This window comes from Shewanella oneidensis MR-1, from assembly GCF_000146165.2.
Lineage (GTDB): Bacteria > Pseudomonadota > Gammaproteobacteria > Enterobacterales > Shewanellaceae > Shewanella > Shewanella oneidensis.
In genome coordinates this window covers 1-12,440 of record NC_004349.1, presented here as the reverse complement: position 1 = coordinate 12,440, position 12,440 = coordinate 1, and the positions used below count along the sequence as shown (strand labels likewise).

Annotated in this window: 16 protein-coding genes; 5 read left to right on the top strand and 11 right to left on the bottom strand. The window is 42.3% G+C overall.

All coding sequences use genetic code 11. The features are described from left to right. Window positions 1–8 precede the first annotated feature (8 nt). Window positions 9–221 (bottom strand): hypothetical protein, encoded by a 213-nt coding sequence (locus SO_RS22210; protein ID WP_164925944.1) that lies wholly within the window; start codon window positions 219–221, stop codon window positions 9–11. Between the two features lie 480 nt (window positions 222–701). Here SO_RS22210 and SO_RS22205 point away from each other — a divergent pair, with 480 nt between their 5' ends. Both SO_RS22205 and SO_RS22200 read left to right on the top strand, forming a co-directional pair. Next, the gene (locus tag SO_RS22205; RefSeq protein WP_011074353.1) at window positions 702–1,106 is read left to right on the top strand and encodes a LexA family protein; all 405 of its coding nucleotides are present in this window, start codon (window positions 702–704) and stop codon (window positions 1,104–1,106) included. Beyond that, window positions 1,107–2,363, top strand: a complete 1,257-nt coding sequence (locus SO_RS22200) for a Y-family DNA polymerase (protein WP_011074352.1) — start codon at window positions 1,107–1,109, stop codon at window positions 2,361–2,363. Window positions 2,364–2,492: 129 nt separating this feature from the next. Here the strand turns inward: SO_RS22200 and SO_RS22195 are convergent, their stop codons facing one another. The 6 genes from SO_RS22195 to SO_RS22170 form a co-directional block, all read right to left on the bottom strand. Beyond that, entirely contained in the window at window positions 2,493–2,699 is a 207-nt protein-coding gene (locus SO_RS22195; protein ID WP_011074455.1) for a hypothetical protein, read from the bottom strand. 34 nt (window positions 2,700–2,733) lie between these two features. After that, a complete protein-coding gene (locus SO_RS22190; protein WP_011074351.1) occupies window positions 2,734–2,976 on the bottom strand; it encodes an HTH-like domain-containing protein in 243 nt (80 codons plus the stop codon). A 141-nt stretch (window positions 2,977–3,117) separates the two neighbouring features. Further along, on the bottom strand, window positions 3,118–3,636 hold the full coding sequence (locus SO_RS22185; protein ID WP_011074350.1) for a metal-dependent hydrolase: 519 nt from the start codon (window positions 3,634–3,636) through the stop codon (window positions 3,118–3,120). Beyond that, a complete protein-coding gene (locus SO_RS22180; RefSeq protein WP_011074349.1) occupies window positions 3,623–3,868 on the bottom strand; it encodes a hypothetical protein in 246 nt (81 codons plus the stop codon). Before SO_RS22180 ends, SO_RS22185 begins: the two co-directional genes overlap by 14 nt. Window positions 3,869–3,881: 13 nt before the next feature. Next, on the bottom strand, window positions 3,882–4,601 hold the full coding sequence (locus SO_RS22175; protein WP_011074348.1) for a hypothetical protein: 720 nt from the start codon (window positions 4,599–4,601) through the stop codon (window positions 3,882–3,884). After that, window positions 4,591–5,328 carry a hypothetical protein gene (locus SO_RS22170; protein ID WP_011074347.1) on the bottom strand — a complete coding sequence of 246 codons (738 nt, stop codon included), beginning with the start codon at window positions 5,326–5,328 and terminating at the stop codon, window positions 4,591–4,593. The genes SO_RS22175 and SO_RS22170 overlap by 11 nt, the downstream gene beginning before the upstream one ends. A 299-nt stretch (window positions 5,329–5,627) precedes the next feature. Between SO_RS22170 and SO_RS22165 the strand changes: the two genes are divergently transcribed. The 3 genes from SO_RS22165 to SO_RS22155 all read left to right on the top strand — a co-directional run bounded on the left by SO_RS22165 (window position 5,628) and on the right by SO_RS22155 (window position 8,503). Further along, a complete protein-coding gene (locus SO_RS22165; RefSeq protein WP_011074346.1) occupies window positions 5,628–6,404 on the top strand; it encodes a ParA family protein in 777 nt (258 codons plus the stop codon). A gap of 17 nt (window positions 6,405–6,421) precedes the next feature. Beyond that, window positions 6,422–6,727 (top strand): hypothetical protein, encoded by a 306-nt coding sequence (locus SO_RS22160; protein ID WP_011074345.1) that lies wholly within the window; start codon window positions 6,422–6,424, stop codon window positions 6,725–6,727. A gap of 63 nt (window positions 6,728–6,790) precedes the next feature. Continuing rightward, window positions 6,791–8,503 (top strand): Eco57I restriction-modification methylase domain-containing protein, encoded by a 1,713-nt coding sequence (locus SO_RS22155; protein ID WP_011074344.1) that lies wholly within the window; start codon window positions 6,791–6,793, stop codon window positions 8,501–8,503. Window positions 8,504–8,507: 4 nt separating this feature from the next. Here SO_RS22155 and SO_RS22150 read toward each other — a convergent pair whose 3' ends face one another. The 4 genes from SO_RS22150 to SO_RS22135 all read right to left on the bottom strand — a co-directional run bounded on the left by SO_RS22150 (window position 8,508) and on the right by SO_RS22135 (window position 11,833). Continuing rightward, window positions 8,508–9,542, bottom strand: a complete 1,035-nt coding sequence (locus SO_RS22150) for a restriction endonuclease (protein WP_238560618.1) — start codon at window positions 9,540–9,542, stop codon at window positions 8,508–8,510. Between the two features lie 20 nt (window positions 9,543–9,562). Next, the gene (locus SO_RS22145; RefSeq protein WP_011074342.1) at window positions 9,563–9,790 is read right to left on the bottom strand and encodes a helix-turn-helix domain-containing protein; all 228 of its coding nucleotides are present in this window, start codon (window positions 9,788–9,790) and stop codon (window positions 9,563–9,565) included. Between the two features lie 602 nt (window positions 9,791–10,392). Beyond that, window positions 10,393–10,608 carry a hypothetical protein gene (locus SO_RS22140; RefSeq protein ID WP_164925943.1) on the bottom strand — a complete coding sequence of 72 codons (216 nt, stop codon included), beginning with the start codon at window positions 10,606–10,608 and terminating at the stop codon, window positions 10,393–10,395. Between the two features lie 343 nt (window positions 10,609–10,951). Further along, on the bottom strand, window positions 10,952–11,833 hold the full coding sequence (locus SO_RS22135) for a RepB family plasmid replication initiator protein (protein ID WP_011074341.1): 882 nt from the start codon (window positions 11,831–11,833) through the stop codon (window positions 10,952–10,954). Between the last annotated feature and the right edge of the window lie 607 nt (window positions 11,834–12,440).

The following is a 12,440-nucleotide window of genomic DNA, read 5'->3' as shown; positions in this document are numbered from 1 at the left end:
TTGCGGTTTTAAACTAGCGGAAGATCTGGGCCTTTAAAGCTTCCCACCCGTTGTAAGGTAGCACCGCCAGCACTAAAAGCAGCTCGTAGCAGGTCACGCGGGCGGGCAAAGGCTTGGCTTTTGCTCCCTCCTTCGCCCTGTTCCGCCCTCAACCCTGTGCCTTTATAGCTGTGACAAACAGCGCGGCACAGCGTTTGTGGGCTCATTGCTGCTTGGCTCATACAGTCGCATGCCGAGGTAAAAGCTGGGGGGAGCTCGTCATTGCGACAGTACGGCCCGCAGCAATGCGGGCTCAGTCTGCCACGCCCAATGCCTTATAAGGCTTAAGCCTTTGCCCGCCCGCGTGACCACATCACCGCTTTTCGTGCTGTCGGTGCGCTAATTCGCCCACCCACAACTGCCAAAAAATCAAAAGCAAAAATTGTTACTCAAAAGCACCGCTGGCATAAAGCTCGCCTAGCGGCCACCGCATCCCCCGCCCTCCCACGCTGCGCCCCCTTTTAAAAGCTTTTTTTGCGGGGGCGCAGCAGGGCGTGTCGCGGTGTGTAATTTTATTTTGTATATCAAATGTAATACATTTATTTTTTATAAACCTGTTTTTAAAGGATATTATTTTTAATAGCTAAATTACTTTTAGGGCTTGTGTAAACTAGGTGACTTGCTAAAATTAACTGTATATTTATACAGTTAACTGGTGTGTTATGCGTGTTATTCCTATCCCAGCTCAAGCGGGTATTACCGGCTTTGAAAGCCCCGCAGCTGAATATACTCAGCTTGGGCTTAGCCTTGATGAATTGCTGATCATCCATCCTAGTGCCAGTTTTTTATGCGTGGCGCAGGGAGACTCGATGCAAGGTGTAGGGATTTATGATGGTGATGTCTTAATCGTTGACCGCCATGAGACCGCCCGCAATGGTGATGTGATAGTCGCTAATTTTAACGGCCTGTTTGTCTGTAAGATCATCGACACCCAAAGGCGTTTGCTGTTGTCATGCAATGAACAATTTCAGCCGGTCACAGTACAAGAATTCGATGATTTTAGTATTGAAGGCGTGGTTATCCGCTCGATTCGTTGTCACCGCCCTAGTTCGTTACTGTGTGCTTAAATGTTTGCCCTTGTTGATGCCAATAGTTTTTACTGCAGTTGCGAGCAGGTGTTTCGGCCCGATTGGCGTGGTAAACCGGTGGTGGTGCTCAGTAATAACGATGGAATGGTCGTCGCTGCCAATCGCCAAGCGAAAGAAGCGGGCATCCCTAAATTTGTGCCCTACTTTCAAATACGCGATCTTTGCCAGAAAAAAGGCGTGATTGCGCTATCGTCCAATTACGAATTGTATGCGGATTTGTCGGCCAAAATGATGCAAATCATCGGGCGCTTTGCGCCCGAACAATACGTATATTCGATTGACGAATCCTTTCTCTCTTTTACCCGCTGCTATCCCGCTATCACGTGTTTAAAAACGCAGGCACAGGCGATCCGCCGTGCTGTGTGGAAAGAGGCTCGCTTACCGGTGTGTGTTGGCATTGGGAGCACCTTAACGCTCGCCAAAATCGCTAACCATGCCGCTAAAAAAATATCTGGTTATGCCGGTGTTTGCGTGATTGAGTCAGAGCCGCAACGCCTAGCGATATTGCAACAAATGCCAGTGGGTGAAGTGTGGGGCATTGGGCGGCGCTTGTCTGCCAAATTAACCCTAATGGGCATTACTACGGCGGCGCAATTGGCGGCTATGCCGCCAGGGCTGGCACGTAAACAATTTAGTATTGAAATCGAGCGCACTGTGCGCGAGTTAAACGGCCAAGTGTGCAAACAATGGGATGAAGCGCGGGCCGATAAACAGCAAATATTTTCAACCCGTAGCGTTGGCGAGCGAATTATCGATATTGATGCGCTGCAGCAAGCACTGTGTAAGCACGCTGGGATCGCTGCCGCAAAAGCTCGGCAACAAGGCTCAAGCTGTAAAAGCATGTTGGTATTTGCCAGTAATTCGCCACATGATGAGCGGCCTGTGAGTTATAAAGCTGTGGTGCAGTTTCCTTGCCCTACTTCATCCACTGCCGAGATCACGGCTGCAGTATCACGAGTGTTACCACAAGTTTTCCGCTCTGGTGTGCGTTATTACAAAATTGGCGTGGGGTTAATTGAATTAATGCCTACCAAGCATATTCAGTATGATTTGTTCCATGCCCCCACCGAAAACCCCGCATTGATGCAAACTTTTGATAAGTTAAATCAACGCTATGGCAGTGATTGTATATTTATGGCGGCTCAAGGTATTGAGCATAAATGGGCCATGCGCAGGGATAAATTAACCCCGCAATACACTACTAAGTGGCTTAATTTGCCCAAAGTGCAGTGTTAGTTATCAATATTTTTGAATGCAAAAAGAGGATGGTGTCTTATCATCGCGGTACCGAGCGTCACACAACGAGCGGGCTTGTGTGACGCTTAGTCTCGATTTTGTAACTTTATCAAGTTGCTTTGCGCTCAATTACTTTGCGATCAATAGTGATAGCCGCTCGAGCGTGTGGTGATCTGTTGTCTCAATTTCTGCAACGGGGTTACTTAAGTCTTGGTGGCATAATTGCCAAATTTGGCCATGCTCGACAAGATAGTAACCCCGAGGATTAAGGTCTAAAACGCATAAATTCATACAAACAGAGCCATTGACTAAGGCACAAATCTGATTGCAGGACATAAAAAATCCCTATTTTAATGGCCATTTATTAGTTTTAAATTTTTGCTACATCCAAGCCTGCAGCTTTGAGTCGAGCCGATATGTTTCGCATCTTACTAAATTCGGTACCGAAACTCGCTTTTAAGTCTGTTCCTTCACAAAATTCTTTTGCGGTAATGTGCTCGAGCTGATCTGCGTATTTTATCATCTGTAAATGCATTTCTGCTGTTGCTTGGTTGCGTGGTGCATTGGCAATCGCTGCTTTGATTTTTGAAAAAATCTCTTGATAGTGTTTCATTAGTCATATCCCCTTCTTAAATAATCAAATTTAGCTAATTTATATTAATTAGCTAAATTTGATTATTTATATAATTTTTATGAAAGTCAAATTAATTCATGTGGTAAATGCATTATGTATTTCAAATGTAATACATTTTGATTATAAGATTCTGAATCTGTTTTGTTTCCATTCATAAGCATCAATAATGCCTTTATCGTAAAAACCCGCCCAATCGTAGAAAAACGGGATAAAACCGCTATCTCCGAGCAGCTTGATAAACAGAATACACAGCACAACAACGGCAAAACTAATAGCATATTCCACCGGATCACCAGTGCGAAAGCGACCCCCGAATAAGTGAAAACGCCGGTCGCTGTAAGGCGAAAATGGGACGCCAGTGACTGTCATGGCATCGGTGATAATATGCGAAAACCCGCCCCAGGCGAATGCGGTTAGCATGCCTTGATAATCAAACAAAAAGGTTGTTGCGAGTGCAGCAATAAGCCAATGCGTCAAAATATGCGTAACGCCACGATGTTTAATATGGCGGCCTGTGAGTTTAACTACCCATTCCATCCAATCGGGCGCGGTGGCACCTATCACGACAGGCGCAACATGGATCGGTGAGATCACCGCGCAAATGCTGCCAGCAATAAGCGTATGGTTAATCCACTTCATCGAAATAGCACCATTGCTTAGTTTCTTCGTTGAAGTACATATCTTGAGTAAATGCCTTGGTTCTGCCCGCTTTATATTCTTGTAACGCTATGTCGGCCAATTCACTCAATTCATTCATGCAACGCATGGGAGGCACTGGCTGCAACCAAAAATAGGCAAAAGCGGCAATATAAAAAGTTGCGCTCATGATTGAGCTATAAATAATGACTTGTTTCCAACGCATGGTTTTCATAGCGTTCCCTCGCTTATTTAGCTTTAGGTAAAAAGGCAATTTGCTTTAAATAATCATTGAGCACGGGTGCCTTTTGGTCGTCGCACATGGCAATAATTGCAAGGCGAAATTGCACCGCTTCGGCACTGTACTTAGTCACATTGCGCTGTGCTTCTGCGACTTTTTCCATCATGGTTATTTGCTCTTCGGTTGGCGCTATCCCTTTACCCACACGCACAATCGCCCGCGCTTCAAGCGCCATATAAAGCCCTATTTCACGGTAAGCAAAATTGCGATTAGCGAGCGCCTGGGCAAAACCGGCTACGGCTTCTGCGGTACGTGTACGGCGCAAATATTCGCGGTCCCGGGCGCGGCTATCTTCGCTATCCGATAACAGCGGAATTTTGCCTACTACGCCTATGTAATGCTCGCTCAATGCTGGCCAGCCGCTGGTGTCATATTGATCACTCACGCGCCGATAGCCCGCGACTAAATCCACATCGACCTTAAATTTAGATTCTTCGGGGTAACAATTTAACGCTGCGGTATAAATCGAGTCGGGATCGATTTCGGGGGCGGGTAAGAGTGAAGGTATGGGATCTTGATATTGTGTGTCACCCTGCAGCCGTGGCACTTCAAACGGTCTAATATCTGGCTTCTGTTCCTTGTCGTTCCATGGATCACGTGCACACGCGGTATTGCTTAATAAAAAGCCACTTATCCACAAAATCTGTGCATATCTTTTAATCAGCACGGGCGGCTCTCCTGCCTGTGCCGAGCATTTGGAATCCACCAAGGACGATAGCCGCTTCCCACACGCCTGCAGCCGCAAAGCCAACAATCAGCATCCACATCAACACTTTAGTAGAATCATAACTGGCATCACTTTCAAGGCGGGTACGCTGTGGTGCGCCACGTTCAACAATCGTGCGTAACGTGGGCGGTAAGCGGTTTTCAGAGCTGCAGCTAATGATCCAGTATTTAGAACCAAGCACGCATTGGCGGGCGACCTGTAATTTTCGGCCCGTTAGCCGGTGCGCGTCATCGAGGAACAGCAGCGTTTTAGTGGCATGGAGGTAATTGCTCAGGGCTTCTAGCTTGTGTTTTTGGCTAAGTTTGTACCATTTGCGCGGCGGTTCATCGGCTGCTAATGCCCGTTCACATTCCACTTCGGCCCACCAGGCTTCCACATGCGGGGCATCTATCCAATCGGTGATCGGTTCAAGGGCGCTCAAATACAGCGGTTCTTCCTGGATTTTTGCGCCCCAAATATCGGCCCAATTTTCATAAAGTCGCACTAGCCAGCGAGTTTTGCCCGAATCGTGAGCGCCCTCGATTAAGTGATTTTTTTGCCGCGACAGGCTGGTTTCGGTGCGTTGGCTTGAAGGGGCGAAACGGCGGGGCGCATCGACGATAAGCGCATGTTTATAAGCGGCACCGTTGGCGCGTGGAGCTGTGCTTTTTAGCTTAAGAAAGCGCATAGGCTGCATCCTTGCATGTTCGGGTGTCCCGTGTTTATTTTCGTACAAAAATTATAAATTTTTGCGAAGCATAAGGGGGGACAAAAAACACCTTCTATAAGGTTAGAGCAGGATCGGAAACTGTGCTAAAAAAACGTTCGTTAATCTCGGGCAGTTAGATGACGACGTCTAGGCATCTCAAGGGCTATAGATTGACTGGTGTATTACATTTGCTATACAGCACATTTTAAAAAAACATGCCTATACATAAGGATTTTAATGTATTACATTTGTCCTACATTTTAGGTCGAGGGTATGCTGTGAAAACGTTAGCAGTGATAAATCAGAAAGGTGGCGTCGGCAAGACCACCACAGTGATCAACCTATCCGCACAATTAGCGCATGAAGGTAAACGGGTGCTGGTGATTGATTTAGATCCCCAGGCTAACCTATCCGTGGTATTAACGGGCGGTCAATTTGAATTTGAACACTCGATCACCGATGTATTCGAGTCCTCGAAAAAGTGCCCCATCCAACAGGCCATTATGCCAGCGCAGTCTAATGGTGAAGCAATTCCCAACCTGTGTATTTGCCCAACGGATATTCGCCTAAGCCGAGTGATTGAACAGAGCCTTACCAAAGTTCACCGTGAACGCATTTTGTTAAAGCAGCTTGAAGCGATTGCCAGCGATTTTGACATCGTGATCTTAGATTGCCCGCCTAACCTAAGTCTGACATCGGTTAACGCCATGATGGCCGCTGATATGTTCCTGATCCCCGTTGATGGTGGTTCATTTTCATTAAACGGCTTAGCTGATTTGCTCGATGCACTTGAAGAAGTCAAAGAAAGCGAGCACGTAAACTACGCGGTATTCCGTAACGAATTTGCCAAGGCTAATAAGCTGATTAACAACTTCCTCGATGAGCAATTAGCCTCACTCGAAGGCAAAGTATTAGCGACGACGATTCGCCGTTCTGAGGACGTAGGCCAAGCCAGCGTCAGCGGCCAAACCTTGCTGAATTACAAGCCTAGCAGCCTCACGTTAGCGGATTATAAGAGCTTGGCTAAAGAAGTCATGCAACGTCTTAATGTATAACAAGTGTAATACATAATATGAGTAAATTAACTGGTGTGACTGGATTGAATAGACGTAAATCTGGAAAAGAATCCCAAGAAAGCCCAAAGCCACAAGAGAAAATTACCACGGTTTCCACCCGCCGAAATATCACCACCGGCACCTCACCGCTGCCATTGCGCTTAACGGAAAACGATAGGGCCGATTTAAACCTATGGCTCGAAGCCTTAGAGGCGGAATCGGGTAAAAATATCACTGCGGCCAAGTTGTTCCGTGGCCTGATCAGCATGCGCGATAAGATCAATACCAAGGCGTTGATCCGTGCCATTAATGATGTGACTTGATTCAGTATTGATTAGACAAAAAGATGCGCAAATTTAAATATTATGGTAAATTTATGGGTTGTGATGACTATGAGTAGAGATTGTATTTTGGATTCAACTGTAGATAGATACCAACACGTGGGATGTAGAAAAAGTGAAGGCGCTCATTATACACCTACAAGACTTAGTCAATTTGTTAGCGAAAAGATAATAGAAAAACTTAAGAAAAAAGAAAGTATTGTTATTGCAGATCCTGCTATCGGTGATGGTGAGTTAATTCTCAGTTTTTTATCCTCTCTAGATTCAACTGATAATATTGAAGTTATTGGTTTCGATATTAATCTAGAATCAATTGAACTAAGCAAAAAAAGAATTTTAAACTTTTACCCTAATGTAAGGATAAATTTAATTCACGGTGATTATTTGGATTATTGCATTAATGGTAATTCAGATTTGTGTGAGTATAAATTACCAAAATTTGACGCAATTATTGCTAACCCACCATATGTAAGAACTCAAGTGTTGGGAGCTGAACAATCTCAATTTTTATCTAAAAATTTTGGATTAAAAGGCAGAGTTGATATATATCAAGCATTTCTTATTGGTATGAGCAAGTGTTTGTCGGAAGATGGTGTTGCGGGAGTTATAGTTTCAAACAGATTTTTAACAACCAAAGGAACCGGAGCACTAAGGCAATCTCTACACGATTTATATGATATATATAATATTTGGGATTTTGGGGACACAAAGTTGTTTGAAGCTGCTGTTTTGCCTGCAGTTCTGTTATTTAAAATGAAAGCTGAAAAACCTGATTTTTCGACAGAGTTTCGCTCTATTTATGAAACAAATGAAAATGAAGTTGATTTTGCCGAAACACCAGTTGATGCAATTTCATTGGATGGTGTTGTAAGGTGTTCTAATGGTAAGAATTACCTTATAAAGGCAGGACTTCTTGATTATGATTCATCACCAAAAGATATTTGGAGGGTGAAAGATCTTACTTCTGAAAAGTGGTTGGATGATGTTTATAGAAAAACATGGGCAACTTTTGGTGAAGTAGGTAAAATTCGAGTTGGCGTAAAGACTACGGCTGATAACGTTTTTATCAAAAGTTCTTGGATTGATGAAACAGGGCTAGTACCAGAGCTTATTAGGCCGTTGATTACACATCATGTAGCTGAAAGGTTTAAGCAATCAGATGCAGAAACAAAATATATCCTTTATACACATGAGATGGTGAATGGTAAGAGGAAGGCTATCGATATTGATAAATACCCAATCAGCAAAATGTACCTAGAGCAACATAGAGTACAGCTTGAAGGACGTAATTATGTAATTGAGGCTAATCGTAAATGGTTCGAAATATGGGTTCCTCAAAGTCCTTTACTATGGGCAGAAAATAAAATTGTATTCAGAGATATTTGTGAAGAGCCAACATTTTGGCTAGATAACAAGCAATCTATCGTTAACGGAGATTGTTATTGGATGGTTAATGACTACAAAAAAGAAGAAACAGATCTTCTTTGGTTAGTTTTGGCTGTAGCAAACTCAAAGTTTATAGAATATTTTTACGATATAAAGTTCAATAATAAGTTGTACTCTAATAAAAGACGTTTTATATCACAATATGTTGAGCAGTTTCCGCTTCCAGATCCAAAATCTGTAATCTCAGTAAAAATGATCATGTTAGCTAAATCTATTTATAACTGTACAGATAAACAAGAAAGGAATGAAAGTGAAAAACTTTTAGATGATCTGGTTTGGGAGGCATTTGACCTCCCTTGTCCAATATTTTAAATAATCAACTAAAAAAATCGCGGGGTAATGGTATTTGAATTTTTTTATTTAATACCTTACCCCCAAATTGTTCAAAACGATTAAAAAAATCTTCACCTGTTGTGAGGTATAAGTTGGTTATATGGACTAAACCATTAACTATGTAACCATAAAAAATTGCATATCTGACATCGCAATGTCTAATTTGCTGCAAACCCAATTGTTCAATATCTAAATTTGCTTGACTATTAGGGCATACCAATCCTAAATCTATTGTTGGTGATGTTTGCAATTTGACCTCAAGAAGTTGATGCTTAATATCAGGAAATTGTCCGTTATCACGATAGTCTGTATAACCTAAAGCTTTACAAACTAATGCGTGTAATGCAGCTCCCCTATTTCTTTCTTGGGTACGACCGGCATCTGTAAAAGAACACCCTACAATTTTTGATAATCTTCTAAAGCATTCTCCAATTGGTAGTAATTTACCATTCTGTGGCTGAGACACTGGACTGTCTATTTCTAAATTTAATGATATGGGTGCTAATATTTTTTGAATGTTTAAAGTATCAAAATGCGAAATTAACTCCATCTTTTGATCTGACAGAGTTAATCGAGCTTGAAATTTTTGAGTCAATGTACCTGTGGTATCTAAAACAGCGAGATCACTACCAGCGATGACCTTAACTTGTGTGATAATATCGTTTTCATCGGTGCGAATTATTACATATCGCCTTTCCACATCTAATTCTTCATTCCAGACTTGCAAGTTGTTTGATTTTTGTACATACGTGTCAAACATTTGACCTGAAAATCGTGGTTGACATTTTACAAATGAAGATGGAACTTTGTAACCAAGTGCGTTACAAACTAGCTCTTTTGCTACTTTTGAGCGTGTTCTAATAGCTAATCCATAAAATGATGTACCTTTTAATCTTAGATTTAAAACAGCGGAAAGTTCTTCACTTGTAAGCCAAAATTGTTGATCACCAGTCCTTATTCGATCGTAAATTGTTAAGCCTGATCTTGTAATATTATCTACCTTAATTAATCCCGTCATTAAACTATTCATTGCATCTATTACTCATCATCGTTAAGTAGCTGGGCAATTGATACGTTAAGAGTTTTAGCAAGTACCTCTAGAGTGCTCAATGTCGTGTTTCTTTCACCGCGTTCGATCGAACCTATATATGTTCGATGGAACCCACATATTTCAGCGAGCTGTTCTTGTGAAATTCCATTTTTGAGACGAAATGTTCTAACATTATTAGCAAGGTTATCTAGAAGTTTTTTACTAGGTTTACGCATAATTACCTCTTAAAAATTATATAGATAATTACATGTGAACACTTTAAGTCTACAGACTATAAGTAGCATTATGGTGCCAGGGTAATTAATGCTGGTTGAAGTTATGCTGTACTGTGGGTAGTGGGTTTTGAGTCTGTTTGTTGATTTAGGGCTGCGAACAACATAATGAACAGTCAAAATTTCTTAGGAATTGGTTTTATGGCAACATTGAAAATGTTTAATAATTAAAAATGATGTGCTAAATTTTGTAAAATTATAATATTGCTCGCTGTTATACATTGCTACTGAGTGGTTCCGTAGCCTGACTAGAATGCGCGACAAGATCTATTGATCCATTCGAATAATGATGTGACTTTATAATGCGTGAATAAGACTTGTCTAGTCTGGTTCACGCACTAAACTCGATCATTATTTCATGAGTTTCTGGCTAACCAATTTTTGCCTCAAAACGTGTTTACCATCTCTAAGTGAGTGGCCAGATTTATTGTTCCATTTCTCGGAGTGGTATTTATGGAAGGATGTAGCCCAATAGAAACCAAGCGCTTGTGGTGCCGTAACAAAGGACGCCTCCTCATAGGAGGCGTTTTATCTGCATTTCCGCGTTAAGCTGGGTTTTGTAAAAACGGCTTATCTGCTATAACAAAGGGCTTAAATTCAGCGTGTGTAATGGGGCTTTTTCCCAACTTGTTTTTTGCTGTCGTTTGAGTGTTATCTCTTAGGTATTTTCTGTTGTCTTCAGACTTCGATTTACTAACTAACCCTAAATGATAATTCATTTCATGATCTTCGCTAAAATTCACGTAATCCAAATCTTTCATCGGTAAAATCTCTTCTTAAGTTTATGCAGTGTTGCATGCATGTATATATGGCGTTAAAAATTTTTTTCAAGGGGCTGAGGGAATTTTGAGCTGGATTATTTGTTATATGGCATAAGTAGCCAATCTAATGACAGCGTCAAAACGGACCATTGATTTTTTACGTTAAGCATACAAATTTTGATCATAAACTCACGAATTGGAGACAGTGAATGACTGATTCACGCTACCTCTAAAAACCTGCCCTTGAACCCAGTTTTGAGCTATTTGAGGGCGGTTTTTTTGACTTGGTATGAATCAAATTTCTAGAGAATTGATTCAACGTCAACTTGATAATGTTACATTATCAAAACAGTGAGCCAGTAATGGCGGCTTCCAGTTTCTTATAACGCTGATCAATCAAATAGTATTGCTCACCGTTCTTAACTGCGAAGCTGCCAGACAGGTAGCCAATCGATTCCAACTTCTGAATACCAGTCTTAATCTTCCGATTTGCTTCTTTTTTGGACGTCTCAAGCCTCAAACGCTCTCTAAGGCGCTCAAATGAAACGGGGTGAGGATTCTCGGGTAAAGAGGTGAAATACAAATACAGGCACTGTGCGACCTCTGCACGGGGCAATTTTTCCAATACTCGCAGACTAACTAACACCTGATAGTCTAACCGATACAGATCCCACAGGGTTTCATCGGCCATTAGCTCAACAATATCTTCTTCACCGTCATACATGGCCCGCAACAGCATCCCCGTATGCACGGCCTTTTCGGAATTTTTGCGCCTGAATGACAAACTTTGGCTTTGGATGCGCCCGAGTGAATCACCGATCTGTTTACGCAGGTTTTTATCAAAACGTCGGCTGGGATAACTGCAAAACTTCGCGAACTCTGAAAACGTTAGTTTTACTGTGTTGGATGAATATCCGTACTTACTAAAAACCAGTACAATACCGCACCACACCTTAAAATCGGTTTCGATATTCAGCCGTTGGCCCCTGACGGTAACGAGGTCATAGCCTTCCTTTTGGCAAACATCGAGGTTAACCAGATCATTACTGAGATCTTGCGCTTTGACATCATTGGCATTCGTTCTGCGGCCTACGGGCGTAAATACACCTGTCCTGAGGAGAACATTAGGCTGCACACTGGTTGTGCTGCTAATCGTTAGGAGTTTACCGCTGTTGAGGTTTTCGGTAACCGGTATGGGTAATAATGCGTTTTCTGATCGGTCCATGTGCGCCACTTATGCCTGTAACCCAATTAGAGTACACCATGGAACCCATTTAGAATACACCTAATTGGAATGTTACACGCTATCATCCGTAATAGTTTTGTAATAATAGATCGCGCTCGCTCTTTATCAACAGCGCACGGCTTTTAGGACGGTTGAATCGGGCGGTATTACCCCTCTTTATGGCTTGGTTTGCGTTTCACTTTACCCACTCGGCATACACCGCTGGTTATTTTTTGAACCCACTCGGCATACACCGAACCCCAAATGCAAAACCCAATTAGAATACACTTTGCTATGTTAGAGGGCTAAAGATCAGAATATCACGATCAGTTTTATCGAGCTGTGGGTAACTGCGGGATAGCCAGTGAAACGCTTTATTTTTGATATAATTGTAAGGCATTGATTTTAAACAAATTAGGCGTGTCGCTTTGCTCTGTGTAAAAAAGGAGCTATTTACCCAATTAGCATACACCGCTTACCCAATTAGAATACACCATTTACCCAATTAGCATACACCGTTTACCCAATTAGAATACACCATTTACCCAATTAGAATACACCGTCCTCCGCTGTAGCCCTTGGTGTCATTGGGCTGTAGCGATTCTGG

Coding starts and splice junctions, on each gene's coding strand:
- SO_RS22170 (WP_011074347.1), bottom strand. CDS start 5,328: ATGCGCTTTCTTAAGCTAAAAAGCACAGCTCCACGCGCCAACGGTGCC.
- SO_RS22180 (WP_011074349.1), bottom strand. CDS start 3,868: ATGAAAACCATGCGTTGGAAACAAGTCATTATTTATAGCTCAATCATG.
- SO_RS22195 (WP_011074455.1), bottom strand. CDS start 2,699: ATGTCCTGCAATCAGATTTGTGCCTTAGTCAATGGCTCTGTTTGTATG.
- SO_RS22140 (WP_164925943.1), bottom strand. CDS start 10,608: ATGAAAGATTTGGATTACGTGAATTTTAGCGAAGATCATGAAATGAAT.
- SO_RS22190 (WP_011074351.1), bottom strand. CDS start 2,976: ATGAAACACTATCAAGAGATTTTTTCAAAAATCAAAGCAGCGATTGCC.
- SO_RS22185 (WP_011074350.1), bottom strand. CDS start 3,636: ATGAAGTGGATTAACCATACGCTTATTGCTGGCAGCATTTGCGCGGTG.
- SO_RS22210 (WP_164925944.1), bottom strand. CDS start 221: ATGAGCCAAGCAGCAATGAGCCCACAAACGCTGTGCCGCGCTGTTTGT.
- SO_RS22150 (WP_238560618.1), bottom strand. CDS start 9,542: ATGACGGGATTAATTAAGGTAGATAATATTACAAGATCAGGCTTAACA.
- SO_RS22145 (WP_011074342.1), bottom strand. CDS start 9,790: ATGCGTAAACCTAGTAAAAAACTTCTAGATAACCTTGCTAATAATGTT.
- SO_RS22205 (WP_011074353.1), top strand. CDS start 702: ATGCGTGTTATTCCTATCCCAGCTCAAGCGGGTATTACCGGCTTTGAA.
- SO_RS22160 (WP_011074345.1), top strand. CDS start 6,422: ATGAGTAAATTAACTGGTGTGACTGGATTGAATAGACGTAAATCTGGA.
- SO_RS22135 (WP_011074341.1), bottom strand. CDS start 11,833: ATGGACCGATCAGAAAACGCATTATTACCCATACCGGTTACCGAAAAC.
- SO_RS22200 (WP_011074352.1), top strand. CDS start 1,107: ATGTTTGCCCTTGTTGATGCCAATAGTTTTTACTGCAGTTGCGAGCAG.
- SO_RS22155 (WP_011074344.1), top strand. CDS start 6,791: ATGACTATGAGTAGAGATTGTATTTTGGATTCAACTGTAGATAGATAC.